Below are 23,581 nucleotides of genomic sequence, written 5' to 3'. Positions count from 1 at the left end.
GGCTCCCTCTCCCAGTGGTATACGGCACTTTTTGTCCCGTTCCTCCCGCCGGTCCCGCATACTGATACGGACCCTCGCACGGTGGACGTCTCGGTTAAGCTGCGGAGCATCATGCGTTTCGGGCTGCTTCTCCTTAGCTGCCGCGGTGAGGGTCTGCAGTAGAGGCCGACCCCCTCCCCGCGGAGTCTGGCGTTGCGCCGTCGGCCGTCCCGTCCAGGACATCCCGCGGACCCTCGAGGAGCCCACGCACCATGGCCAACCGCCAGCAGCCCAGTTCCATGCCGATCCACAAGTACGGCCGCTACGAGCAGGTCGACATCCCCGACCGCACCTGGCCGGACAACCGGATCACCACCGCCCCCCGCTGGCTCTCCACCGACCTGCGCGACGGCAACCAGGCCCTGATCGACCCCATGTCGCCCGTCCGCAAACGGGCGATGTTCGACCTGCTGGTCAAGATGGGCTACAAGGAGATCGAGGTCGGCTTCCCGGCCTCCGGCCAGACCGACTTCGACTTCGTCCGCTCGATCATCGAGGACCCGGACGCCGTCCCGGACGACGTCACGATCTCCGTCCTGACCCAGGCCCGCGAGGACCTGATCGAGCGGACGGTCGAGTCCCTGAAGGGCGCCAGGCGCGCCACCGTCCACCTGTACAACGCCACCGCGCCGGTCTTCCGCCGGGTCGTCTTCCGCGGCTCCAAGGACGACATCAAGCAGATCGCCGTCGACGGCACCCGCCTGGTGATGGAGTACGCGGAGAAACTGCTGGGCCCCGAGACCGAGTTCGGCTACCAGTACAGCCCCGAGATCTTCACCGACACCGAGCTGGACTTCGCGCTGGAGGTCTGCGAGGCGGTGATGGACGTCTACCAGCCCGGCCCGGGCCGCGAGATCATCCTCAACCTGCCCGCCACCGTCGAGCGCTCCACGCCGTCCACGCACGCCGACCGCTTCGAGTGGATGGGCCGCAACCTGTCCCGCCGCGAGTACGTCTGCCTGTCGGTCCACCCGCACAACGACCGCGGCACGGCCGTCGCCGCCGCCGAGCTGGCCCTGATGGCCGGCGCCGACCGCGTCGAGGGCTGCCTGTTCGGACAGGGCGAGCGCACCGGCAACGTCGACCTGGTCACCCTGGGCATGAACCTGTTCTCCCAGGGCGTCGACCCGCAGATCGACTTCTCCGACATCGACGAGATCCGCCGCACGTGGGAGTACTGCAACCAGATGGAGGTCCACCCGCGCCACCCGTACGTGGGCGACCTGGTCTACACGTCCTTCTCCGGCTCCCACCAGGACGCCATCAAGAAGGGCTTCGACGCCATGGAGGCCGACGCGAGGGCCAAGGGCGTCACCGTCGACGACCTCGAGTGGGCGGTCCCGTACCTGCCCATCGACCCCAAGGACGTCGGCCGCTCCTACGAGGCCGTCATCCGCGTCAACTCGCAGTCCGGCAAGGGCGGCATCGCCTACGTCCTGAAGAACGACCACAAGCTGGACCTGCCGCGCCGGATGCAGATCGAGTTCTCGAAGATCATCCAGGCGAAGACCGACGCCGAGGGCGGCGAGGTCACCCCGGCCGACATCTGGGTGACCTTCCAGGACGAGTACCTGCCCAACCCGGACAACCCCTGGGGCCGCATCCAGGTCAGGAACGGCCAGAGCACGACCGACCGCGACGGCGTGGACACCCTGACGGTGGAGGCCGAGGTCGACGGCGTGGAGACCACCCTGGTCGGCACCGGCAACGGTCCGATCTCGGCGTTCTTCCACGCGCTGCAGGGCATCGGCATCGACGTGCGCCTGCTGGACTACCAGGAGCACACGATGAGCGAGGGCGCCTCCGCGCAGGCCGCCTCCTACATCGAGTGCGCCATCGGCGACAAGGTTCTGTGGGGCATCGGAATCGACGCGAACACCACCCGCGCCTCGCTGAAGGCGGTCGTCTCGGCCGTCAACCGCGCAACGCGCTGAGCAGCCTTTTCGTGGGGTTTGAGGGCTCCGTCCGCCTTTTCGGGCGGGCGGGGCCCCGTCGCATACCGGCCAAATGCTGTGCAGGTCACGGAGAGGTCTCGTCCCGGGTACTGACTCCGCCTCGTGGATGTGGCTAACATCACGCGTGCGCGGCGATGGTGCTGCGGCGTTATGGAGGTGCGACGTGCTGCCAGGACGGGGAACCAACGGCCGTGCCGCTGCCACCAGACTGTCGCGCCTGATGGGCACCCGGACGACCTGGACGTCCGTCGGGGACGGCGAGTTCTTCTGCCCCGGCTGCGGCGGCGACCGCAACTACCAGCGGCTGACCGGGCAGCGCCGCTTCGCCCTCCTCGGCGTCCCCGTGCTGCCGCGCGGAGGGACCGGGCCGGTCGTCGAATGCGCGGCCTGCCGCCACCACTTCGGCACCGACGTCCTGGACCACCCCACCACCACCCGCTTCTCCGCGATGCTCCGTGACGCCGTGCACACCGTCGCCCTCGCGGTGCTGGCCGCGGGCGGCGCCTGCTCGCGCGCGTCGCTGGAGACGGCCGTGGCCGCCGTGCGCGCGGCCGGCTTCGACGACTGCACGGAGGAACAGCTGGCCGCGCTCGTCGAGGCGCTGGAGGCGGACACCGGCCGGTTCACCGGAGGACCCTGCGCGGCCGGCCTCGCCATCGAGCTGCACGAGGCGCTGGACCCGCTGGCCCCGCACCTCGCCGCCCCCGGCCGCGAGTCGATCCTCCTCCAGGGCGCCCGCATCGCCCTCGCCGACGGCCCCTACACCCCCGCCGAGCGCGACACCCTGGCCACCGTGGGCGCGGCCCTCACCATCTGCTCCGACGACGTGACCCGCCTGCTGGCGGCGGCACGGACGCCGTCCTGACCGCCCGGCCCCCCGGCCCCCCCGGCCCCCTGCCGTCCTGCCGGACGGGGGAGCGGTTCAGTGCGGCCGGGGCAGTTCCAGGTGCATGACCTGGCGGTCCTCGCCGGGGCCGAAGTAGTCCCGGCGCAGGCCCGCGTCCGGCTGCTCGGGACGGAAGCCCAGGGAGCGGTACAGCAGGATCGCGGCACGGTTGGCGGGTTCCACGGTCAGCCGGACCTGTTCGATCCCGCTGCGGTGCAGCCGCGCCAGGACCTCCACCATCAGCTCCCGGCCCAGTCCGTGCCGGCGGCGGTCCTCGGTCACGCACAGGCCGAGGATCCAGCTGTCGCGGTTGAGCGCCGTGGTGGCGGCCAGGACGTAGCCGCGCAGGCGGCCCTCGCCCTCGTCGAGGACCAGGAAGTGCTCGGCGTACATGTCGTAGAGCTGGCGCAGCAGGAACGCCGGATAGGCGACCTCCTGGAAGACCTCCACGTCGAGCCGCCGCAGTTCGGGCAGATCGGACTCCCGTGCCGCCCGTAGGACCAGGTGCCGCGGGCCCGGGAACGGTGCCGTTCCCGGCAGGTGCTCGTGGCGGTCCAGGGCGCGCTCCAGCGGTTCGGCGGTCATGCCACCCCCCAGTCGGGACGTGCGGACGTCAACACGACAGGCACCGGCCCGTTCACCCGGAGGAATGAGACGTCCGGTGGCGGCCGGTGACTGCTCCTGGCTAGAGTGAGCGCCCAACTCTCCCCTCGCAAGGGCGAGTTCGCGTGTGCGGGGATATGCTGACGTGCGCCTGGCGTGCGCCCGCTCCATGAGGACTGGCGTGTTCCTGGCTGTCTCCGCGTGCCGTGTCCGCCTACGGTGCGAGCACCGGAGATGCCGCTTCACCTGCCGCGTCCACGACGGCGCGCAGACAGGGCACACGGTCTTGTCCGATGCGCGAGGGAATACGGCAGGGTGATGATGGATCGCAACGCCGACGCACCGTGGTCGAAGTTCGATCCAGAGGTGTACGTCGACCTCAACTACCGGACCCCGCTCGAGGTCGACCTGCTGATCGTGCGGTTGATGCGCGACTACTTCACCCGCTGCTTCGCCCGGGGCGTCCCGGACTCGGTGCGCGGTGTCGACGTCGGCGCCGGGGCGAACCTCTATCCCGCCCTGTCCATGCTCCCCTGGTGCGAGAAGATCCTGCTGCTCGAGTACGCGCGTCCGAACATCGAGTACCTGGAGCGGCAGGCGTCCCCCGAGGGCTACGACCCGGCCTGGGACGCCTTCTGGGAGGTGCTGCGCGAGGCCCCCGCCTACCGCGACGTCGAACCGAGGGGCCGGTTCGGCGAGATCGTCCGCGTGGAGCGGGCCAACCTGCTCGACCTCGACGGGCAGCGGCGCTGGGACATCGGGACGATGTTCTTCGTCGCCGACTCCATGTCCGAGTGCCCCGAGGAGTTCCGGCGGGGCGTGCGGTGCTTCATGGACGTGCTGAACGAAGGGGCCCCGTTCGCCGCCGCGTTCATGAAGGAGTCGGTCGGATACCAGGTCGGCGACCACCGGTATCCGGCCTACCGGGTGAACGAGGACCGGGTCCGTGAGAATCTGGAGCACTTCACCGCCGAGCTGGAGATCCACGATCTGCACCACATGGTGCGGCCGGGACACGAGGGGATGATCCTCGCGCTGGGGCGGCGCAACGCGGCGATTGCGGCCCCGTAGGAACGGGGACCATGACGGAACACAGGGCAACCGGATCTGTACGAGGGGTACGGGGATGCAGATCAAGCCACGCCAGCACCTGCTGGACGTCTGGCGGGCCGCGGCCCGCCAGATGTTCGACGACGGGAAACTCGTCTGGGGGGACACCGACGGGTTGAGCAGCGTCGCGGACGCCGAGCGGCTGCTCTGTCTGCTGTACCCCGCCACCGAGGTCCCCGCGTTCCGCCTCGACCAGCCGGACACCACCGAGCGGGACGTGCTGCGCGCGCTGGAGCGGGTCGGCAGCCGGCTGGAGATCCCCCCCAACCTGATCACCGCGCTGACCCAGTTCATGCGCACCTACACCGGGCCGGACGACAGCCCCACCTTCGCCGGCGGACCGTACTTCAAGCCGGTCGACCCCGGCCAGGAACTCACCTACGAGCAGGGCAAGCTGGGAGTGGTCGACTCCTACTCCATGTCCGTCACGCTCTGCCTGGCGACCCTCGGGTTCCTCAAGGTCTACGAGAGCAGCACCACCCGCCCCGAGGTGCGCAAGGCGCTCGGCGAGCTGAGGGAGGCCACCAACACGCGCCTGACCTCCGCGATGGTCAGCCTGCTGCGCTCCTTCACCGTCAACGTCTTCGACGCCGAGTCCGAGCAGGGCCGGCGGCTGATCCAGGTCATCGGGCAGAACAGACAGTCCGACCGGGCGGTGCTCCAGCAGTTCTCCCGCCGGTTCCGCCCGCTGCGCGCCACGATCATCGAGAGCCTCAGCCGCGGCATCCAGGTCGACGAGAGCATCCGGGACGAGAGCCAGCTCTTCGAGTGCGGCTGGGCCTGGGGCGTGGTGAAGGACGCGCCGAAGATCACCGACCTGGACGTCCCGGTCCCCGGCCAGCCCGACGGCATCGCCGACCGGCTGCCCTACGTGTACTTCACCGTGGTCGCCCTGGACGGCATCCAGGACCTCTTCTCCGACCGCACCCTCACCCTCGGCCTGCTGGACGCCGACCAGCAGAAACTCGCCGAGGCGTTACGCCTCCGCTGGGAACTCAGCCAGCAGTACTGGTCGGCCGTCGCCCGTTTCGGCAGCGAGCGCTGGCCCCTGGAGGACCTCCCCTGGCAGACCACCGGCCTGCGGCTGGAGTCGGAGTACTTCTCCCTGACCGTCGCGGCCATCCTCGTGCACGACCTGGTCCGCCGGAAGGCCACCGACGACGACCTCACCCGCACCGTCGCCATCATGGAGCGCCTCGCCGACCGCGGCCGGGTCACCAGCCGGATGACGCGGAACGACCCCGCCGTCGGACTGCACGACCCGGGCGTCCTCATGCCGCTCGCCGGTTCCGAGCGCTCCGGGACGCTGCTGCAGTGGCGGATGACCGACTTCTCGGCCCAGCTGCTCAAGCGGAGCATCCAACTCGCCGAACTCTCCCGGAACATCGAGGCCCAGGACCGCCTGCTGCGCCTCGCCGAGCAGACGTTCGAGCACCTGTGGGAGCGGCGGATCGAGGAGGGCGTGGGCGCCGGCCTCTGGGACAACGCGCGCGCCGTCTACCCGGACGCGCGCGGCCTCAACCCGCGCCTGTCCTGGAGCATCACCGAACGCGTCACCGAGTGCCTGGTCGCCGCCCGCAACCTGTACGAGCAGCAGCCGATCCGCAGTCCCGAACTCGCCCAGCTGGCCCGGGAACTGCTCAGCGAGGCCACCCACCTGTTCGGCAAGGAGCAGATGGAGGCCTCCGTCACCGCCGACGGGAACCGGGGACGGGCCATGCGGAGCATAGAAAGCCGCCTGGAGCACGCCCGCAGCCTGGTCGACGACCGGCCCGCCACCGCCTTCGCCCTGGCCCTGCCCGTGCTCCGGGAACTCGACACCCTGGCCCAGGCCCGGGACGCCGCCACCCAGGAGGTGTGAGCCGTGCTCGTCTTCGCCGCCTCCGACAAAGGAGGCACGGGCCGCTCGGTGACCAGCGCCAACCTGGCCTACCAGCGGGCCCTCTCCGGCGATCACGTGGCGTACGTCGACTTCGACTTCGGCTCACCGACCGCCGCCGCCGTCTTCGACGTCCCCGACGCGATGCGCGGCACCGAGGAGCGGGGCCTGCACTCCTACCTCGAGGGCGACGTCACCGAACCGGCCAGGATCGACGTCTGGCGGCAGACCGAGCACCCCCTGCTGCGCGCCCGGCCCAACCAGGCCGGCCGCCTGGTCCTCCTCCCCGGCGACGCCGGCGGCGGCGAGTTCGCCACCGACGAGGACGCCCTGGAGCGGTGCGTCGACCTCCTGCTGCGGCTCAACGGCGAGTTCGACCTCATCGTGGTGGACCTGAGCGCCGGCCGCAGCTACGCCGTGGACATGGTCCTGGCGGCGACGGCCCACCCCCGGATGCGCTACGTCCCCTTCCGCTGGCTCGTCTTCCACCGCTGGACCCGGCAGCACGTGATCGCCGCCTCCGGACTCGTCCACAAGGAGAACGGCATCATCAGGAGCGGGATCGACCGCGGGCACGACGAGCAGACCCTGCGGGACAACATCCGCCTCGTCCGGGCCGCCGTGCCCGATCCCGAGTCGCCGCTGTGGGCCCAGGGCTCGCCCGCCCAGGCCGCCTGGATGCAGTCCTGCGACGAGTCCCTGCGCCGGCTCGCCGCCGAGCACCGCATCGGTGACAGCGTCGTCCTCGGCGTCGTACCGCTGGAGCCCATCCTGCAGTGGCGCGAACAGCTGATCACCGAGGAGGACGTGCTCGCCACCCAGATCGCCAACAAGGAGACCCTGGAGGCGCTGGAGGAGATCGCCCGGCGCCTGACCGACGAATCCCACTGGGGGCGGCCATGACGGAAGCGGTGTTCCGCGAGACCACCGCCGAACCACGGACCCAGGCGGTGCCGCTGTCCCACCTCTCCCTGGAGCTGGGCCACTTGTACATGGAGGACTTCGAGCGCGGCCCCGGGCACCTGCGGCGCCACTTCGACCGGGTCCGCCCCTGGGCGGAGGCGGCGCGCGCCGCGGCGGCCGACCGGGCCGGCGGCAGACGCCCCCGGGTCAGCACCTGCTTCCTGATCGACGACTACTTCACCCGGTTCTCCAGCCCCGCCGAACTCGTCCCGCTGCTGCTGGCGGAGGCCGAGCGGGCCGGAGTGACCGTCGACTACCTGGCCCGCGAGTCCGGCTGCGCGGACGCCGGCAAGGTGCCGGTCGCCGAGGCGGTGGCCGGCCGCCTCGTCGAGGAACCGCCGCCCGGCAGCTACGGCCTCCGCCCGCCGGCCGCCCAGGCCGGCTGGCTGGCCAACGGCGAGCGCAGCCCCGTCGCGCGCGCCCCGCAGGCGATGCGCAAGGCCACCGCCTGGCAGCCGCCCAAGGAGACCGCGGCCCGCCGCCACTCGGTCTTCCTGGACGTCGAACTCTGGAGCGAGACCCCCGACGGGCACCGCACCTGGTCCTGCCCCTTCCTCGCGGCGGTGTGGCAGCTCGTCCGCCTCGGACTGCTGCGCAACCGGGGCGAGGCCGTCCTCACACCCCAGCCGCACACCGCCTCCGGCTTCCCGGAGGACTGGGACGAACTGCCCCCGCTGATCCGGCTCAACCCCCGGGCGGACCCGTTCGCCGCCTACCGGACCTGCTCGGTGCTGCCCAACCGGTTCTTACCCGTCGAGCACGCCGTCCGGGTGATCCTCGACCAGACCGAGGTGGACCCGGAAGCGCTGCGCCAGGTCGCCGAACGGTCCGCCCACGAGTCCGTGGCCGTCCCCGACTCGGTGGCCGACCGCATCTCCTACGTCTTCTACGCGGGGGAGTGACATGCGGCCGGGGGAGGGCGCACCGCGCGCCGTGCTCGCCTGCGGCGAGGTCCGCACCTGCCTGCTGCCCGCCCGGCAGGCGCTCGACAGCCGGGCCGCCGCCCAGCTCCTCGGACTGCGCGCCGACGAGCGGGTCCTGCTCTCCGAACGCCCCAACCTCTACGGGCGTTCCCCCGACACCCTCACCGGCGTCGACTGCCCCCTGCCCAGCGCCAACGGCTCCAGGGTCCGCGCGGTCGGCACGGTCGCCGCACGGGCCTCGCTCACCGAGGGACGCGTCCTGCAGAGCTCCGCGTACTTCCGCGTCCCCGCCACCGGACCCGACCACCGCCGGCCCTGGGGCCACTACCTGGTGCGGCCCGGGGTGGTCGAGCCGTTCGGGAGACTGCCCCGCGAGGCGGTCGCCCAGGGGCTGCTCGGCGGCGGGCGGCACGGCGAACTCGACGTCGGCCTGATCGCCGACGGGCTGCTCACGTGGCTGCTGCGCCACCCCCTGCTCGACCAGCGGCCGCCCCTGAAGTCCCGCCCCACCCGGCTCCGCTGGGTGGCCCTGCCCGCGGACCCCGGCGAGGGCCCGTCGATCGAGCGGTTCACCCTCGCCGAGGACGAACTGCGCACCGTACGGCTGCGGGTCCCCGAGGGCGTCCGCAGCGCCGAGATCGCCGGCCTCTGCGACGACCTCGCCCTGCACGACTGGCTGCTCACCACGGTGGTCCGCATCCTGGACGGCATCCGCCTGGGATCCGCGCCGCCGCCCGCCCGGCCGCGGCCGCCGGCGGAGGGCGGCCTTCCGCCCGTCGTCGGGGCGCTGCGGCCCGCCGTCGACCACCTGCTGCACCTGTGGATGCCGCGGGCCCGGGTGGCGGGGGAGCTCGCCCCGCTGTGGGACGCGCTGGAGAAGCAGCCCGGCTTCACCCGGCAGTGGCAGACGCTGGTGCAGCGCATCCGCGACCAGCTCACCCTGCACGCGATCCCCTCGCCGTACCGGGAGGTGGAGCCGGTTCCCTGACCCGACACTCCCCAGCGGCCCACCGGCCCCGAGCGGACCCGGCCCGACCCCACGCACATCCCCGCACCCCGACCTGACGCGCATCCCAACGGGGGGAGAAGCGAGATGAGCACGGCACAGTCACCCCAGCCCGAAGAAGCGGCGGCCCCGTCCGGCACGGCGGGCCCGCCCGACCGCACGGGCGACCGGACGGTCCCCGGCCCGCAGGACCAGCCCCGCACGGCATCCGCCCCGGACGGGCCACCGGCGGCCCTCGCGGCCGCGGGGCCGGACCGGGACGCCGCCCCGGCCCCGTGGCCGCGCCGGCTGCTGGTCGGCCTCGTCCTCGGCCTCCTCGCCTGGGGCGCCGCCGCACTGCTGAGCCCGGAGGACGGACCGGCGCGGCAGCTCGCCGCCGCCGGACTCTGCGCCGCCGCCGCGGTGGCCGTCCAGCACCTCCTCGCACCGGACCGGACGGCGGAGGAACGGATCCGGCGGACGGAGAGCCTGCTGGCCGAGACCGCCGCCACCGTGCGGGACGGGCTGCGGCGCCACGACGACCTGCACAGCGACCTGGTCCGGCACACCGAGGACGTGAAGCAGCTCGTCGAGACCCGTCTCGCCGAGCCGCCCCGCCCCGCCGACCCCCCTCCGGCGCCGGCCCGGGTCCGCATCGAGGCGGTGCCCGACCTGGCCACCAACTTCGCCGAGGTGCTGGCACCCGGGCCCCCGATCCTGTCCACCTTCGTCCGCCTGGAGATGCAGCGGGTGATCGGGTACATGACGGACCTCACCACCCTGACCGTGGAGTGCCCCGGCGAGAACCACGACTGGATGCTCACCCTCACCCGCGCCGCGGAGGACTCCATCTGCGCCACCAGCACCTCCGTCGACCGGGAGTTCTGGAACAGCGAGCCCGCCAGCCGCTACCTCCACGCCCAGCACGAGGCGATCGTCGAGCACGGGGTGCCGGTACGGCGGCTGTTCCTGCTGGAGAGCGCGCGGGAACTGGACGACCGGCTGCTGCGGCTGTGCGAGGAGCAGGAGGTGCTGCACATCGAGGTGCGGGTGGCGGTCCTGCCGGAACTGCCGCCGCACCTGCTGCGCGGCACCACCAACGACTTCATCGTCTACGACGAGACGGTGTCCTTCGAGATCGACCAGGACCTGCGCGACGTCAACGTCAGGACCCGGCTCATCGCCCGCCCGGACCACGTCCAGGACCGGATGAAGCGCTTCAGGGAGCTCTGGGAGGCCGGCATGAGCCTGCGCGAACTGGAGGTGCGGGTCGACGACGAGGAGGACGGCACCTGGATGGTCGACCGGGGCTGAGCGCCGGCACGGCCTGCGCTCCGGCAGCGGCACCGGGGAGTTCGTGACGCGGGGCCGTCTCCGCGTCGGCGTCCGGGTCCGGGGCCGTGTCCGTGTCCGTGTCCGTGTCCGTCAGAGCGTGTGGTGCAGCCAGCGCTGGATGGTGGTGTTGATGCCGGCGGACAGCGCGCTGAGGCTGTCGATGGCCTCGCGGTCCTCGGGGCGGGGCGGGATGCCGGCCGCGGTGAGGGCCGCCTGGAGTTCCAGCCGCCGGCGGTCGCGCGGGGCGATGCCGATGTCGAGACGGTCGGCCGGGTTCGGCGGGGAGAGCAGGTAGTCGCCCTCGGCGCAGGCGTGCTTCGGGCCGTACTCGAAAACGGTGGCGGTCATGTCGGTCTCCTCACCCAAGGGTGTCGGTTCTGCAGGACAGGAGGCCGGCCGCGTCGGTCCCGGTTGCGACCGAGGGGAAACGTCACGCCAACGGCGTCATCGGCAGTTCATCCTCCGGTCCGACGAGCGGTCCGGAAGATGCCGTCGGTGCATGCCTCGGTGCGTGTCCCGGTGCACGCCCCGGCCGCTCGGTCTTCGGCGGATGCCCGCGGGCGGGCGCCGGGAAGTCCTTCGGGGCGGCGATGCAAAGAACCCATTGCAAAAAAACCTTGCAACGGGTTCTTTGCATCGCTATCCTCTTGTTCATGAACGAGCCCCAGGACCCGCAGGTGCGCCGTCTCGACGCCCGCGCGCTGCGCGGACTCGCGCACCCCCTGCGCATGCAGCTGCTGAACGCCCTGCGGCACGACGGGCCGGCCACCGCGTCGCGACTGGCCGCGAGACTCGGAGAGTCCAGCGGCGCCACCAGCTACCACCTGCGTCAGCTCGCGGCTCACGGCTTCGTCGAGGACGCGCCGGAGCACGGCAAGGGGCGGGAGCGGTGGTGGAAGGCGGTCCACAAGGGCGTGCGCTTCGACGAGACGCTGCTCGAGGACGGCGACCCGGAGGTGCGCGGGGCCGCCGACCTGTTCCTGCACGAGGTCGCCAACCACCACACCCGGGAGCTCGCCACCTGGCTCGGCACCAGCGACGACTGGCCCGAGGAGTGGCGCCGCGCCTCCGACATGAGCGACTGGACGCTGCGCCTCACTCCCGAGCTCGCCCGGGAACTCGTCCACAAGATGCACGACCTCGTGGAGAGCTACCGCGCGTCGGCGCCCGACGACGGCACCCCGGACGCCGAACGGGTGCGCGTCCACACCCACGTCATCCCCGTCCGTACGGACTGAGAGGCCGCCCGATGCATCCGCACAACCACCTCGCCCTGCACCACCTGCGCGCCGCCGGCCTCCGTGCGGAAGCCGACGCCCACCGCCTCGCCGCCTCCGCCCGGCGTCCCCGGCACCTGCGCACCCGCCTCGGCTGGACCCTGGTGGAGGTCGGCCTGCGCCTGGCCACCGCCCCCAGGACGCCGGCCGCCGTGCTCTAGCGGCAGTACAGGTCCCGGCCGGGACGCTCGCCGGTCGCGAGGAAGCGGGAGACCGTGCGGTCGCCGCACTCGTTGCCGTGGGCGAGGTACGCGCCGTGACCGGTGGAATCCACGGTCACCATCACGGCCCGGCGGCCGAGCGCCTCACGCAGCTTCAGCGCGCCGCCGAGCGGGGTGGCGACGTCCCGCTCGTTCTGGACGAGCAGGACGTTGGACGGCCCCCGGTCGGTGATCCGCACCGGAGCCTCGCGGGGCGGGTGGGGCCAGGCGGCGCAGAGCAGGGCGTTGCGGGGCATGCCGGCCGTGAGGGGGTGCTTCGCGCGGCTCTCGGCGACGCCCTTCTCGTACACGGCGGGGGACGTGGGCCAGGCGACGTCGTTGCAGATCGTCCCCGCGCTCACGGCGGTGACGTTCTGCACCGCCGGCTCCGGCGGGGCGGCCGGCGCGGGCGGCACCGTGCCGTGGCGCGCGGCCAGCATCAGTTTCGCCAGGGTGGGGTAGCGGCCGGGCTGGTAGAGGCTGTCCAGCATGGTCTGGCGCAGGACGTTGCCGTTCAGCTCCTCGGGGTTGGCACCGGGCCAGGGGATCGGCTCGCGGTCCAGGCGGGCGGCCAGCCGCAGGAACGCCGGGCGCACCTCGGAGGCCGTCTCCGCCACCCGGTCCGGGTTCCCGGGCGCCGACGCCCACGCGGCGAAGTGCGGGAAGACGTCCTCGACACCCTGCTCGTACGCGGCGAGCCAGCCGCGCGCGACGCGGGTCGGGTCGGGGTCGTCGTTGCTGTCCAGCACGACCCGGTCCGTCCGGTGCGGGAACTTCTGGGCGTACACGGCCCCGACGTACGTCCCGTACGAGACGCCCCACACGGAGATCCTCCGCTCGCCGAGCGCGGCCCGGACGCGGTCGAGGTCGCGGACGTTGGCGGCGGTGCTGAGGTGCCGGATCAGTTCGCCCCCGTTGCGCGCGCAGGCGTCCGCCGTGCGCCGCGCGGTGGCCATGTTCTCGTCGACCGAACCGTCCGGGGCGGGCCAGGGGCGCAGCTTCGAGGGGGCCAGGTCGCCGTGCTCCAGCCCGCAGCCGACGGAGGTGGACGGGGCGATCCCGCGCGGGGCGAATCCGATCAGGTCGTACCGGTCGCGCACCTCCTGGGGGAGCTTCCGCCCCTTCCCGGAGGGGTCGCCGAGGCTGGAGCCCCCCGGCCCGCCGGGGACGAGGAACAGCGCCCCGCGCCGGGCCTGCGGGTTCTCGGCGGGGATCCGGGACAGCGCGAGGGAGATCTCCGGGCCGCGGGGATCGGCGTGGTCCATGGGGACGCGGAGGGTGGCGCACTGCTGCCGCGGGGCGGAGCCGTCCGCCTCCGCCCCGCGCACGGCCCCCAGGAGAGGGAGGGCGCGGGGGCTGCCGGGCCGGGTACGGCGGAGGCGGTCAGCGGCGGGAGCAGGGAGACGAGGAGGGCGGCGGGCACGGCGGCGAGGAGGGTGGTGCGTGTGGTCTGCGTCATGCCCCGAGCCTCCCGGACGGCCGTCGCGTCTCACATCCGGGCAACGGGCGTTTCCGTGAGGGGGTCTGCCCCAGGGCGGGGGTGAGGGAAGTGCCCGTCCCGTGGGGGAGGGGAGGCCGGGACGGCCTTGCAGTCGGGGGAACGGGCCGGGGAAGGGGATGGTGGTTGCTTCCGCGTGTGCGGGAGGCCCGGGAGTGCGGTCGGCGCGTACGCGTGGATTTCAGCGGCCGGCCGCTCCGGTTCGGCCGGGTGCGCGAAGGGCTCCGCATACGCCCGGTCCCTGACGGGCTCGTGCCGCGTCCGCCCGAGAACACCGTCGGTTTGCAGTACCTCGTCGATCCGCCGTGCCCCGTCCAAGGGTGATTCACGGATGGCCTGTTCGAACCGGCCGGTACGGTCGCCGGGTGTGCACGCACGTGCCCCCCGGCGGCTCCACCTGCGTGAACTCCGCCCTCTGGGACCGGCGTTCCGGCTTTGTCCCGGAGAACTCCCGCGCGGCTCGGTGCGAACCGCTGGCCATTGCCGCCCCCCTTCTCGATCTCTTTGCGCAGTGCCGCACTTGCGGTGTGCAGACTCTTCCCGAGTGCAGGCGCACAGCGTCATCGCGGGGACGCCAAGGGTGAAAGCCGAAAGGAAAGGGGGGATCACGGTGGAGGCACGGCACTCGGCGCGCTGCGTCGAAGAAGCGGAGGAAGCGGTGGAGGAATTGCGGGCGGCACTCGCGAAGGCCGGAATCACGCTGCCGTCACCGGGACTGGACCCGGTGAGCCGTGCGCGGGAGGCGCCCTGTCCGCTCGTCGAACCGGGGCGGTGCTCCGCGCAGACCGCCCGGCGCATCGCGGCGGCGGTGACGGCGGTGGCGCGGTGAGGCCCCCTGCGGGCGCCTGCGTCGTGGACACCCGCACCGGGCGGATCGGCATCGTCATGGGGCACGAGGGGCCCTACGTCCGGCTGAGGCCGTACGGCGGCGGCAGGGAGTGGGACGCCGCCCCCGGTGCCGTGCACCGGGCGACCCCCGCCGAGCGGCTGCGCGCGGCGACGGCGCACGCCGACGCCCTCGGCCGCGGTGAGGTGCCTTGAACGTGGGCGACAATGGATGCCATGAGTCTGTTCCGCGACGACGGCATCGTGCTGCGCACCCAGAAGCTGGGTGAGGCGGACCGGATCATCACGTTGCTCACGCGCGGTCACGGGCGCGTACGCGCCGTGGCCAGGGGGGTGCGCCGGACGAAGTCGAAGTTCGGCGCGCGCCTCGAACCGTTCTCGCACGTGGACGTGCAGTTCTTCTCGAAGGGGAGCGAGCTGGTCGGGCGCGGCCTGCCGCTGTGCACGCAGAGCGAGACCATCGCACCGTACGGCGGCGGGATCGTGACCGACTACGCCCGCTACACCGCCGGCACGGCGATGCTGGAGACCGCCGAGCGGTTCACCGACCACGAGGGCGAGCCGGCGGTGCAGCAGTACCTGCTGCTGGTCGGGGCCCTGCGGACGCTCGCCCGGGGCGAGCACGCCCCGCACCTCGTCCTCGACGCGTTCCTGCTGCGCTCCCTCGCCGTCAACGGCTACGCACCCAGCTTCACCGACTGCGCGAAGTGCGGGATGCCCGGACCGAACCGGTTCTTCTCGGTCGCGTCCGGCGGTTCCGTCTGCGTCGACTGCCGGGTGCCCGGCAGCGTCGTGCCCTCGCCGCAGGCCCTGGAACTGCTCGGCGCGCTGCTCACGGGAGACTGGGAGACCGCGGACGCGTGCGAGGCGCGGTACGTCCGGGAGGGGAGCGGGCTGGTGTCCGCCTACCTGCACTGGCACCTGGAGCGCGGGCTGCGTTCGCTCCGGTACGTCGAGAAGTAAGCGCGGCAAGCAAGTACAGACGTCGGCACGAGGAGACGAGAGACACATGGCCGTACGCGGGTTCCTGGGGCGTCAGCGCCGGGAGTACAGGACGCCGGAACCGCACCCCTCCGGCGCGCGGCCCCCGAAGCTCCCCGGGGAACTGGTCCCGAACCACGTGGCGATCGTCATGGACGGCAACGGGCGCTGGGCCAAGGAGCGGGGACTGCCGCGCACCGAGGGGCACAAGGTCGGGGCCGAGCGGGTGCTGGACGTGCTCCAGGGCGGGATCGAGATGGGCGTCGGCGCCATCTCCCTGTACGCCTTCTCCACCGAGAACTGGAAGCGCTCGCCCGACGAGGTGCGCTTCCTGATGAACTTCAACCGCGACTTCATCCGCAGGACCCGCGACACGCTCGACGAGCTCGGCGTGCGGGTGCGCTGGGTGGGGCGGATGCCCAAGCTGTGGAAGTCGGTGGCCAAGGAGCTCCAGGTCGCCCAGGAGCAGACGAAGGACAACGACCGGCTGACGCTGTACTTCTGCATGAACTACGGCGGCCGCGCGGAGATCGCCGACGCCGCGCAGGCGCTCGCCGAGGACGTGAGGGCCGGGCGGCTCGACCCGTCGAAGGTCAACGAGAAGACCCTCCAGAAGTACATGTACTACCCGGACATGCCGGACGTGGACCTGTTCCTGCGGCCGAGCGGTGAGCAGCGCACGTCCAACTACCTGCTGTGGCAGAGCGCCTACGCCGAGATGGTCTTCCAGGACGTCCTGTGGCCGGACTTCGACCGCCGTGACCTGTGGCGGGCCTGTCTCGAGTTCGCCTCCCGCGACCGCCGCTTCGGGGGCGCGATCCCGAACGAGGAACTGCTGGCCATGGAGGGCGGGCAGCCCCAGGCCTGACCGGTGACACGGAACGCCAGGGTCCCGCCCGTGGTTCACCAGGGGCGGGACACCGTCGACAGCGGCACCGGCGTCGTCGAGCCGGCCTTCCGGCCGGCACGCACCGACATCCTGCGGGCCCTGCTCGACCGCCACCTCTCCCGCGGGTGACGGCCGCCCGTGCCGTCCGCGGGTGCGCGGCGGCCGCCGTCTTCGCCCTCGCGGGGCTCGTCGTGCTCCTCGCCTTCGGCAGCACGGTGGAGATGGAGTCGTTCCCGGGGCTGCGGGAGAACCTGGCGCCGGTCGCCGTGTACCTGCTGGTGTGCGCGGTGCTGCTCGCCGCCTGCGGAGCGGCACTGGCCGGGCGGCGGTCGTACGCGGGACGGGCCGCCGTCGTCGTCCTCGGGGCCCTGACGGCGCTGCGGGTGTGGACGCTCGCGCCGATGCTGCACTGCTGGTCCCACGACAGCGTGGGGCGCGACGACGACGGTTCCTACGTGTGCGTGGACCGCGGCGACATGCTGCCCTGAACCCGCCGCCGCGGCTCCGGTCGCCTCAGGCCGCCGCGCACTCCGCGCAGGTGCCGAAGATCTCGACCGTGTGCGCCACGTTGACGTAGCCGTGTTCGGCGGCGATGGCCTCGGCCCACTTCTCCACGGCCGGGCCCTCGACCTCGACCGCCTTGCCGCAGCTGCGGCAGACCAGGTGGTGGTGATGGTCGCCGGTGGAGCAGCGGCGGTAGACGGACTCGCCGTCGGCGGTGCGCAGGACGTCGACCTCGCCGGCGTCGGCGAGGGACTGCAGGGTGCGGTAGACCGTGGTGAGCCCGACCGAGTCGCCCTTGTGCTTGAGCATGTCGTGGAGCTCCTGCGCGCTGCGGAACTCGTCGACCTCCTGGAGCGCGGCCGCCACGGCGGCGCGCTGCCGGGTGGCGCGGCCCTTCACGGGCGGTCCTGCGGTCGTCACCGGATTGCCTCCTCACGTCTGCCACTGCCCGGGCCATTGTGCCAGCCCGGGCGGAGGGGAGTCAGACGCCGCCTTTGCCGGTCGACCCGCGGCTGGCCGGAATCGCGCACTCCGCGGGATCGCCGCCGGGTTGTGCGGCGGCCAGCGCCCGGGCGCGGCGGCGGGCCAGCGGGGTGGCCAGCGCGGTCAGCGCGATGAACGCGCCGATCGTCAGCAGCACGATCGTCGCGCCGGGCGGCACGTCCTGGTAGTACGAGGTGACCGTGCCGCCGATGGTCACGCTCACGCCGATCGCGACGGCGACGGCGAAGGTGGCGGCGAAGCTGCGGCTGAGCTGCTGGGCCGCCGCGACCGGGACCACCATCAGCGCGCTCACCAGGAGCAGGCCGACCACGCGCATCGCGACCGTGACCGTGACCGCGGCCGTGACCGCGGTCAGCAGATTCAGGGCACGCACCGGCAGGCCCGTGACCCGCGCGAACTCCTCGTCCTGACTGACCGCGAACAGCTGCCGGCGCAGGCCGACCGTGACCAGGACGACGAACGCGGCCAGGACGCAGATGGCCGTCACGTCGGACTCGGAGACCGTCGACAGGGAGCCGAACAGGTACGAGGTGAGGTTCGCGTTGGAGCCGGTCGGCGCGAGGTTGATGAACATGACGCCGCCCGCCATGCCGCCGTAGAACAGCATCGCGAGGGCGATGTCGCCGCGGGTCCTGCCGTACCAGCGGATCAGCTCCATCAGGACGGCGCCGAGGACGGAGACGAGCGTGGCCATCCACACCGGCGACCAGCTGAGCAGGAAGCCGAGGCCGACGCCGGTCATGGCGACGTGGCCGATGCCGTCGCCCATCAGGGCCTGGCGGCGCTGCACGAGGTAGACGCCGACGGCGGGGGCGGTGATGCCGACCAGGACGGCGGCGAGCAGCGCCCGCTGCATGAAGGCGTAGTTCAGGATCTCCATCAGCTCAGCAGTCCCGTGCGGATCGGTTCGGTACCCGCCGGAGCGTGCGGGTGGACGTGGTCGTGGCCGGGCAGGGCGTGCTGGCCGACGGCCTTCGGGGGCGGGCCGTCGTGCAGGACGCAGCCGTCGCGGAGCACGACCGCCCGGTCGATCAGGGGCTCCAGCGGGCCCAGTTCGTGCAGGACGAGCAGGACGGTGGCGCCCTCGGCGACCTGGTGCCTCAGCGTCTCGGCGAGGACCTCCTGGCTGGCGAGGTCGACGCCCGCCATCGGCTCGTCCATGATCAGCAGTTCGGGTCCGGAGGCGAGCGCGCGGGCGATCAGGACCCGCTGGTGCTGGCCGCCGGAGAGCGCGTCGACGGAGTCCTTGGCCCGGTCCGCCATGCCGACCAGGTCCAGGGCGCGGTGCACCGCCTCGCGGTCGGCCCTGCGGAAGACGCCGAAGCGGGTGCGGGCCAGGCGGCCGGAGGAGACGACCTCCGTCACCGTGGCCGGCACGCCGCCCGCGGCGGTGGTGCGCTGCGGGACGTAGCCCACGCGCGCCCAGTCGCGGAACCGGCGCAGCGGAGTGCCGAACAGCTCGATCTCGCCGGCGCCGACCGGCACCTGGCCGATGACGCTGCGCACGGCCGTCGACTTGCCGGAGCCGTTGGCACCGAGCAGGGCGACGACCTCACCGCGGCGCACGGTGAGGTCGATGCCGCGCAGGACGGGGCGCGAGCCCAGTTCGGCGCGGACGCCGCGCAGGGATATGACGGGCTCGGTCATGCCGTCCTCCGATGGGTCGATCACTTGGCTCCCAGAGCCGTCTGCAGGGCCTTGAGGTTGGCTTCCATGACCTGGAAGTAGTCGTCGCCGCGGGACTTGTCGGTGATGCCCTCGAGCGGGTCGAGGACGTCCGTCTTCAGTCCGGCGTCGCCGGCGAGGGTCTTCGCGGTCCGGTCACTGACGAGCGTCTCGTAGAACACGGTGGTGACGCCGTCGGCCTCGGCCATCTTCTCAAGTTCCTTCACGCGCGCGCCGCTGGGCTCGGAGTCGGGGTCCAGGCCGCTGATGGACTCCTCGGTCAGGCCGTAGCGCTCGGCGAGGTAGCCGAAGGCGGAGTGCGTGGTGATGAAGACGCCGGTCCTCTTGTCCTTCAGACCGGTCTCGAACTTCTCGTCGAGGTCGTTCAGCTTGCCGACCAGGGCCGCGGTGTTCTTCCTGTAGTCGGCGGCGTGGTCCGGGTCGGCCTTCTCGAAGGCCTTGCCGACGCCCTCGGCGACCTCGGCGTACCTGACCGGGTCGAGCCAGACGTGGGGGTCCTCGCCGCCCTCGTGCTCGTGGCCGTGCTCGTCCTCGTGGGCGTGCTCCTCCCCGGCGTGCTCCTCCTCGTGCTCGCCGGCCTCGGTGCCGTGCTCCTCGAGGGTGGTCAGGGTGGCCGCGTCGATCTTCGTGGCGATCCCGGACTGGCCGACGGCCTCGTCGACGGAGGGCTGCAGGCCCTTGAGGTAGAGCGCCGCGTCGGACTCCTGGAGCCGCGCGGTCTGCTGGGCGCTGATCTCCAGGTCGTGCGGTTCCTGGCCGGGCTGGGTGAGACTGGTGACGTTGACGTGCTCGCCGCCGATCTGCTCGGCGAGGAACGCCATCGGGTAGAAGGACGCGACGACGTCGAACTTGTCGGTGTTGCCCGCGGCGGCACTGTCGGAGGAGCAGGCGGAGAGGGTGCCGATGCCGAGGGCGGCGACCGCGGCCACGGCGGCCGCGGATATGGGGCGTCGTCGTACGTTCATGACAGTCATTTTCAACAAATCTGGAAACCGTTGTCAACAAACCGGGTGGGAGGTCCGCATGGGGGGACCGATTTGGTCGAGGGCCCGTCCCCGCCGGTAATCTGAATCATTCGCTGGAAGCACCTCGCTTCGTCGCCCGTCGTCGTAATGAAGAGAGCACCGTGGCCGCCGACAAGATCGACACCATCGTCAGCCTGAGCAAGCGCCGTGGCTTCGTATTCCCCTGCAGTGAGATCTACGGCGGCCAGCGTGCCGCCTGGGACTACGGGCCGCTGGGTGTCGAGCTCAAGGAGAACCTCAAGCGCCAGTGGTGGCGCTACATGGTGACGTCGCGCGAGGACGTGGTCGGTATCGACTCGTCCGTCATCCTGGCCCCCGAGGTGTGGGTGGCCTCCGGCCACGTCGCCACCTTCACGGACCCGCTGACCGAGTGCACCTCCTGCCACAAGCGGTTCCGCGCGGACCACCTGGAGGAGGCGTACGAGGAGAAGAAGGGCCACGCCCCGGAGAACGGCCTCGCCGACCTCAACTGCCCCAACTGCGGCAACAAGGGCACCTTCACCGAGCCCAAGCAGTTCTCGGGCCTGCTCTCCACCCACCTGGGCCCGACGCAGGACTCCGGCTCCATCGCCTACCTGCGCCCCGAGACCGCCCAGGGCATCTTCACCAACTTCGCCCAGGTGCAGACCACTTCGCGTCGCAAGCCGCCGTTCGGCATCGCCCAGATGGGCAAGTCCTTCCGCAACGAGATCACGCCCGGCAACTTCATCTTCCGCACCCGCGAGTTCGAGCAGATGGAGATGGAGTTCTTCGTCAAGCCGGGCGAGGACGAGAAGTGGCAGGAGTACTGGATGGAGCAGCGCTGGAACTGGTACACCGGCCTCGGCATGCGCGAGGAGAACATGCGGTGGTACGAGCACCCCAAGGAGAAGCTCTCCCACTACTCCAAGCGCACCGCTGACATCGAGTACCGCTTCCAGTTCGGCGGCAGCGAGTGGGGCGAGCTGGAGGGCGTCGCCAACCGCACCGACTACGACCTCGGCGCCCACGCCAAGGCCTCCGGCCAGGACCTCTCCTACTTCGACCAGGAGGCCGGCGAGCGCTGGACGCCGTACGTCATCGAGCCCGCGGCCGGTGTCGGCCGGGCGATGCTCGCCTTCCTGCTCGACGCCTACGTCGAGGACGAGGCGCCCAACGCCAAGGGCAAGATGGAGAAGCGGACCGTGCTGCGGCTCGACCACCGCCTGGCCCCGGTGAAGGTCGCGGTGCTCCCGCTGTCCCGCAACCCCGAGCTGTCGCCGAAGGCCAAGGGCCTGGCGCAGGCGCTGCGGCAGCACTGGAACATCGAGTTCGACGACGCCGGCGCCATCGGCCGCCGCTACCGCCGCCAGGACGAGATCGGTACGCCGTTCTGCGTGACCGTCGACTTCGACACGCTGGACGACAACGCGGTGACCGTGCGCGAGCGCGACACCATGAAGCAGGAGCGCGTCTCGCTGGACCAGATCGAGGGCTACCTGGCGTCCCGCCTGATCGGCGCCTAGTCGCTTCCGCGGCCGTACCGGGGCCCCCGGTGCCCGACCACTCAGTGGCCGGGCACCGGGGGCCTCGTCGTGGACGCCCGCCCGTTCGACGGGTCCACCGTCGCCTGGTGGGCCTCCGTGAGGTGTTGCTGTGCCTTGAGCCACGGCAGGAACGGGGCGCCCCTGCGCCAGCCGCACGTGTCACACCTGATCGTCCGCTGCACACCGGTGCGTTGGACGCGCACGACGTGTTCACGGCCGTGGAGGTCCCAGCGGCTCACCTTGCTCGCGTCGGTCTGCGGCATGACTCCTCCGGCATCCCCGTTGAATGTCGTTCTTCTTCTGCCCCGGTTCGGGGACGACAAGGAGTGTGCGGCAAGAACAACGTCAACAGGCGGTGTTCACCGGGGAATTCCGCCCCCGCCCCCGCCCCCGGTCCCGTCGCGGCGCGGTGCCGCGGGGCGGTGCGGGAGGGGGCGGGCGGGACGGCTGACGCGGCGGGCGTCCTCGTGACCGCGTGCGGGGCCCTCCCGCAGGGCGGCCCCGGCTCGTGGCGCTGCTCCCGCCGGACCGGTCAGGCGCTCACTCCCGCGCTCCGGCGGACCTGTGCCGACTCCAGCCGCTCGGCGGTGCGTTCCGCGGTCCGCCGGGCCCAGCGGCCCGAGGTCAGCGCGCCCACCAGCAGGACCGCCAGACCGCACACGGCGAGGATCCACCAGCCGGGCCGTGCGGCCGGTACGAAGGCGTCCGCGTACGACGACGAGCCGACGCCGGCCGCCAGCACCGCGCCGACCACCGCGACGCCCAGCGCCTGGCCCAGCTGACGGCTGGTGGAGGCGACCGCCGAGGCCACCCCGGCCTGCGCGGTCGGCATGCCGGAGACGGCGGTGTTGGTGATCGGGGCGTTGACGAAGCCGAAGCCGACGCCGAACAGGACGTAGCCGGCGAAGAGGGTGGCGTTCGAGGTCTCGGCCTCGAAGAGGGCGAACAGCAGTCCGCTGACCGTCATCGCGCCGCCGGCGATCAGCAGCGGCAGGCGCGGGCCCCGGCTGCCGACCAGCCGGCCGGAGAGCGGGGCGCACACGAAGGTCGGAACGGCCATGGGGAGCATCCACAGGCCCGCGTCCAGGGCGCTCAGGCCCCGCACGTTCTGCAGGTACAGCGTGGACAGGAAGAGGAAACCGCCGAGCGCGGCGAACGCGCTCACGGCTATCACCGTGGCACCGCTGAACGGGGCGGAGCGGAAGAACCGCAGGTCGATCAGGGGTTCGCGGCGGCGGGGCTCGTAGCGGAGCAGGGCGAGCAGGGCGACCAGGGCGACGGCGGCGAAGGGGGCGACGACCGGGAGGGAGGCGTGCGGGGCCTCGATGATCGCGTAGGTGAGGGAGCCGAACAGGACGATCACCAGGAGCTGGCCGACCGGGTCCGGACGGCGGGCCTTCGGGGCGCGGGACTCCGGGACGAAACGCCAGGTGAGCAGCAGGGCGGCCAGGCCCACCGGCAGGTTGATCCAGAAGATGGAGCGCCAGCCGACCGACTCCACCAGCAGTCCGCCGACCAGCGGGCCGGCGGCCATCGAGATGCCGACGACCGCGCCCCACACGCCGATCGCGCGGGCCCGCTCGCGGGGGTCGGTGAAGGTGTTGGTGATGATCGACATGGCGACCGGGTTGAGCATCGAGCCGCCCACCGCCTGCACCATCCGGAACACGACCAGCCACGACAGGTCCGGCGCCAGCGAGCACAGCACCGAACCGAGGGTGAAGACCACCAGGCCCGCCATGAACACCCGTCTGCGGCCGATCCGGTCGGCGGTGGAGCCCGCGAGCATCAGCAGGGAGGCCAGGACGAGCGTGTACGCGTCGACGGTCCACTGCAGGCCCGAGGTGCTCGCGTCGAAGTCCCTCTGCAGGGCGGGCAGTGCGACGTTGAGGACCGTGTTGTCCAGGCTCACGATCAGCAGGCTCATGCAGCAGATCGCGAGCACCAGCATGCGGCGGCCGGGGCTGAGCTCGGGCATGGATTCCATC

At 72.1% G+C, this 23,581-nt stretch carries 25 protein-coding genes; 16 read left to right on the top strand and 9 right to left on the bottom strand.

Features of this window, described 5'->3' with window-relative positions:
- Positions 1-251: 251 nt before the first annotated feature.
- Both leuA and GL259_RS13755 read left to right on the top strand, forming a co-directional pair.
- Positions 252-1,973, top strand: coding sequence for a 2-isopropylmalate synthase (gene leuA / locus GL259_RS13760; protein ID WP_159532575.1), 1,722 nt, complete (start codon positions 252-254; stop codon positions 1,971-1,973).
- 184 nt (positions 1,974-2,157) lie between these two features.
- Complete coding sequence (locus tag GL259_RS13755; RefSeq protein WP_159532573.1) at positions 2,158-2,859, top strand: TerB family tellurite resistance protein; 702 nt, start codon at positions 2,158-2,160, stop codon at positions 2,857-2,859.
- A 57-nt stretch (positions 2,860-2,916) separates the two neighbouring features.
- On the opposite strand, the gene GL259_RS13750 is transcribed toward GL259_RS13755, so the two are convergent.
- Positions 2,917-3,465 carry a GNAT family N-acetyltransferase gene (locus GL259_RS13750; RefSeq protein ID WP_159532571.1) on the bottom strand — a complete coding sequence of 183 codons (549 nt, stop codon included), beginning with the start codon at positions 3,463-3,465 and terminating at the stop codon, positions 2,917-2,919.
- A 336-nt stretch (positions 3,466-3,801) separates the two neighbouring features.
- Between GL259_RS13750 and GL259_RS13745 the strand changes: the two genes are divergently transcribed.
- The 6 genes from GL259_RS13745 (at position 3,802) to GL259_RS13720 (ending at position 10,657) form a co-directional block, all read left to right on the top strand.
- Complete coding sequence (locus tag GL259_RS13745; RefSeq protein WP_159532569.1) at positions 3,802-4,554, top strand: SCO2525 family SAM-dependent methyltransferase; 753 nt, start codon at positions 3,802-3,804, stop codon at positions 4,552-4,554.
- Positions 4,555-4,609: 55 nt separating this feature from the next.
- Positions 4,610-6,454 (top strand): SCO2524 family protein, encoded by a 1,845-nt coding sequence (locus GL259_RS13740; protein WP_159532567.1) that lies wholly within the window; start codon positions 4,610-4,612, stop codon positions 6,452-6,454.
- 3 nt (positions 6,455-6,457) lie between these two features.
- Entirely contained in the window at positions 6,458-7,375 is a 918-nt protein-coding gene (locus tag GL259_RS13735; RefSeq protein ID WP_159532565.1) for an SCO2523 family variant P-loop protein, read from the top strand.
- Positions 7,372-8,337: an SCO2522 family protein gene (locus GL259_RS13730; protein ID WP_159532563.1), complete on the top strand. Its 966-nt coding sequence runs from the start codon at positions 7,372-7,374 to the stop codon at positions 8,335-8,337. Before GL259_RS13735 ends, GL259_RS13730 begins: the two co-directional genes overlap by 4 nt.
- Position 8,338: 1 nt before the next feature.
- The gene (locus tag GL259_RS13725; protein ID WP_159532561.1) at positions 8,339-9,346 is read left to right on the top strand and encodes an SCO2521 family protein; all 1,008 of its coding nucleotides are present in this window, start codon (positions 8,339-8,341) and stop codon (positions 9,344-9,346) included.
- 105 nt (positions 9,347-9,451) lie between these two features.
- Positions 9,452-10,657, top strand: coding sequence for a hypothetical protein (locus tag GL259_RS13720; protein WP_159532559.1), 1,206 nt, complete (start codon positions 9,452-9,454; stop codon positions 10,655-10,657).
- Between the two features lie 111 nt (positions 10,658-10,768).
- Here the strand turns inward: GL259_RS13720 and GL259_RS13715 are convergent, their stop codons facing one another.
- Complete coding sequence (locus GL259_RS13715; RefSeq protein WP_159532557.1) at positions 10,769-11,026, bottom strand: hypothetical protein; 258 nt, start codon at positions 11,024-11,026, stop codon at positions 10,769-10,771.
- A gap of 305 nt (positions 11,027-11,331) precedes the next feature.
- Here GL259_RS13715 and GL259_RS13710 point away from each other — a divergent pair, with 305 nt between their 5' ends.
- Together GL259_RS13710 and GL259_RS13705 are read left to right on the top strand one after the other, a co-directional pair.
- A complete protein-coding gene (locus GL259_RS13710; protein WP_159532555.1) occupies positions 11,332-11,916 on the top strand; it encodes a helix-turn-helix domain-containing protein in 585 nt (194 codons plus the stop codon).
- A gap of 11 nt (positions 11,917-11,927) precedes the next feature.
- The gene (locus GL259_RS13705; protein ID WP_159532553.1) at positions 11,928-12,116 is read left to right on the top strand and encodes a hypothetical protein; all 189 of its coding nucleotides are present in this window, start codon (positions 11,928-11,930) and stop codon (positions 12,114-12,116) included.
- Here the strand turns inward: GL259_RS13705 and GL259_RS13700 are convergent.
- A complete protein-coding gene (locus GL259_RS13700) occupies positions 12,113-13,483 on the bottom strand; it encodes an alpha/beta hydrolase (RefSeq protein WP_243762300.1) in 1,371 nt (456 codons plus the stop codon). The two genes, GL259_RS13705 and GL259_RS13700, sit on opposite strands and share 4 nt — an antisense overlap.
- A 780-nt stretch (positions 13,484-14,263) precedes the next feature.
- Here GL259_RS13700 and GL259_RS13695 point away from each other — a divergent pair.
- From GL259_RS13695 to GL259_RS13675, 5 genes are all read left to right on the top strand, one after another.
- Complete coding sequence (locus GL259_RS13695) at positions 14,264-14,482, top strand: hypothetical protein (RefSeq protein WP_159532551.1); 219 nt, start codon at positions 14,264-14,266, stop codon at positions 14,480-14,482.
- Positions 14,479-14,694 (top strand): hypothetical protein, encoded by a 216-nt coding sequence (locus GL259_RS13690; protein WP_159532549.1) that lies wholly within the window; start codon positions 14,479-14,481, stop codon positions 14,692-14,694. Before GL259_RS13695 ends, GL259_RS13690 begins: the two co-directional genes overlap by 4 nt.
- A 21-nt stretch (positions 14,695-14,715) precedes the next feature.
- On the top strand, positions 14,716-15,462 hold the full coding sequence (gene recO, locus GL259_RS13685) for a DNA repair protein RecO (RefSeq protein WP_159532547.1): 747 nt from the start codon (positions 14,716-14,718) through the stop codon (positions 15,460-15,462).
- Positions 15,463-15,508: 46 nt separating this feature from the next.
- On the top strand, positions 15,509-16,348 hold the full coding sequence (locus GL259_RS13680) for an isoprenyl transferase (protein WP_159532545.1): 840 nt from the start codon (positions 15,509-15,511) through the stop codon (positions 16,346-16,348).
- A 146-nt stretch (positions 16,349-16,494) separates the two neighbouring features.
- The gene (locus tag GL259_RS13675; protein ID WP_159532543.1) at positions 16,495-16,857 is read left to right on the top strand and encodes a hypothetical protein; all 363 of its coding nucleotides are present in this window, start codon (positions 16,495-16,497) and stop codon (positions 16,855-16,857) included.
- A 25-nt stretch (positions 16,858-16,882) separates the two neighbouring features.
- Here GL259_RS13675 and GL259_RS13670 read toward each other — a convergent pair whose 3' ends face one another.
- From GL259_RS13670 to GL259_RS13655, 4 genes are all read right to left on the bottom strand, one after another.
- The gene (locus GL259_RS13670; RefSeq protein ID WP_159532541.1) at positions 16,883-17,293 is read right to left on the bottom strand and encodes a transcriptional repressor; all 411 of its coding nucleotides are present in this window, start codon (positions 17,291-17,293) and stop codon (positions 16,883-16,885) included.
- A gap of 61 nt (positions 17,294-17,354) precedes the next feature.
- Positions 17,355-18,257, bottom strand: coding sequence for a metal ABC transporter permease (locus GL259_RS13665; RefSeq protein WP_159532539.1), 903 nt, complete (start codon positions 18,255-18,257; stop codon positions 17,355-17,357).
- Positions 18,257-19,024 (bottom strand): metal ABC transporter ATP-binding protein, encoded by a 768-nt coding sequence (locus GL259_RS13660; RefSeq protein WP_159532536.1) that lies wholly within the window; start codon positions 19,022-19,024, stop codon positions 18,257-18,259. The genes GL259_RS13665 and GL259_RS13660 overlap by 1 nt, the downstream gene beginning before the upstream one ends.
- A 20-nt stretch (positions 19,025-19,044) precedes the next feature.
- Positions 19,045-20,028: a metal ABC transporter substrate-binding protein gene (locus tag GL259_RS13655; RefSeq protein ID WP_159532533.1), complete on the bottom strand. Its 984-nt coding sequence runs from the start codon at positions 20,026-20,028 to the stop codon at positions 19,045-19,047.
- Between the two features lie 161 nt (positions 20,029-20,189).
- On the opposite strand from GL259_RS13655, the gene GL259_RS13650 reads away from it, so the two are divergent.
- Positions 20,190-21,572, top strand: coding sequence for a glycine--tRNA ligase (locus tag GL259_RS13650; RefSeq protein WP_159532531.1), 1,383 nt, complete (start codon positions 20,190-20,192; stop codon positions 21,570-21,572).
- A gap of 41 nt (positions 21,573-21,613) precedes the next feature.
- On the opposite strand, the gene GL259_RS13645 is transcribed toward GL259_RS13650, so the two are convergent.
- Together GL259_RS13645 and GL259_RS13640 are read right to left on the bottom strand one after the other, a co-directional pair.
- The gene (locus GL259_RS13645) at positions 21,614-21,856 is read right to left on the bottom strand and encodes a hypothetical protein (protein ID WP_159532529.1); all 243 of its coding nucleotides are present in this window, start codon (positions 21,854-21,856) and stop codon (positions 21,614-21,616) included.
- Between the two features lie 269 nt (positions 21,857-22,125).
- Positions 22,126-23,571, bottom strand: a complete 1,446-nt coding sequence (locus tag GL259_RS13640; RefSeq protein WP_159532527.1) for an MFS transporter — start codon at positions 23,569-23,571, stop codon at positions 22,126-22,128.
- Positions 23,572-23,581 lie beyond the last annotated feature (10 nt).

This window comes from Streptomyces sp. Tu 3180 (assembly GCF_009852415.1).
Taxonomy (GTDB): Bacteria; Actinomycetota; Actinomycetes; order Streptomycetales; family Streptomycetaceae; genus Streptomyces.
Note: the sequence above shows the minus strand (reverse complement) of the source record. Positions and strands in the feature narration are given on the sequence as shown.

What these genes read in the sequence shown, in the direction of transcription:
- GL259_RS13725 (WP_159532561.1), top strand. Translation starts at nt 8,339, where the DNA reads ATGCGGCCGGGGGAGGGCGCACCGCGCGCCGTGCTCGCCTGCGGCGAG.
- GL259_RS13640 (WP_159532527.1), bottom strand. Translation starts at nt 23,571, where the DNA reads ATGCCCGAGCTCAGCCCCGGCCGCCGCATGCTGGTGCTCGCGATCTGC.
- GL259_RS13730 (WP_159532563.1), top strand. Translation starts at nt 7,372, where the DNA reads ATGACGGAAGCGGTGTTCCGCGAGACCACCGCCGAACCACGGACCCAG.
- recO (WP_159532547.1), top strand. Translation starts at nt 14,716, where the DNA reads ATGAGTCTGTTCCGCGACGACGGCATCGTGCTGCGCACCCAGAAGCTG.
- GL259_RS13665 (WP_159532539.1), bottom strand. Translation starts at nt 18,257, where the DNA reads ATGGAGATCCTGAACTACGCCTTCATGCAGCGGGCGCTGCTCGCCGCC.
- GL259_RS13680 (WP_159532545.1), top strand. Translation starts at nt 15,509, where the DNA reads ATGGCCGTACGCGGGTTCCTGGGGCGTCAGCGCCGGGAGTACAGGACG.
- GL259_RS13720 (WP_159532559.1), top strand. Translation starts at nt 9,452, where the DNA reads ATGAGCACGGCACAGTCACCCCAGCCCGAAGAAGCGGCGGCCCCGTCC.
- leuA (WP_159532575.1), top strand. Translation starts at nt 252, where the DNA reads ATGGCCAACCGCCAGCAGCCCAGTTCCATGCCGATCCACAAGTACGGC.
- GL259_RS13740 (WP_159532567.1), top strand. Translation starts at nt 4,610, where the DNA reads ATGCAGATCAAGCCACGCCAGCACCTGCTGGACGTCTGGCGGGCCGCG.
- GL259_RS13750 (WP_159532571.1), bottom strand. Translation starts at nt 3,465, where the DNA reads ATGACCGCCGAACCGCTGGAGCGCGCCCTGGACCGCCACGAGCACCTG.
- GL259_RS13715 (WP_159532557.1), bottom strand. Translation starts at nt 11,026, where the DNA reads ATGACCGCCACCGTTTTCGAGTACGGCCCGAAGCACGCCTGCGCCGAG.
- GL259_RS13655 (WP_159532533.1), bottom strand. Translation starts at nt 20,028, where the DNA reads ATGAACGTACGACGACGCCCCATATCCGCGGCCGCCGTGGCCGCGGTC.
- GL259_RS13745 (WP_159532569.1), top strand. Translation starts at nt 3,802, where the DNA reads ATGATGGATCGCAACGCCGACGCACCGTGGTCGAAGTTCGATCCAGAG.
- GL259_RS13710 (WP_159532555.1), top strand. Translation starts at nt 11,332, where the DNA reads ATGAACGAGCCCCAGGACCCGCAGGTGCGCCGTCTCGACGCCCGCGCG.
- GL259_RS13660 (WP_159532536.1), bottom strand. Translation starts at nt 19,024, where the DNA reads ATGACCGAGCCCGTCATATCCCTGCGCGGCGTCCGCGCCGAACTGGGC.
- GL259_RS13645 (WP_159532529.1), bottom strand. Translation starts at nt 21,856, where the DNA reads ATGCCGCAGACCGACGCGAGCAAGGTGAGCCGCTGGGACCTCCACGGC.
- GL259_RS13705 (WP_159532553.1), top strand. Translation starts at nt 11,928, where the DNA reads ATGCATCCGCACAACCACCTCGCCCTGCACCACCTGCGCGCCGCCGGC.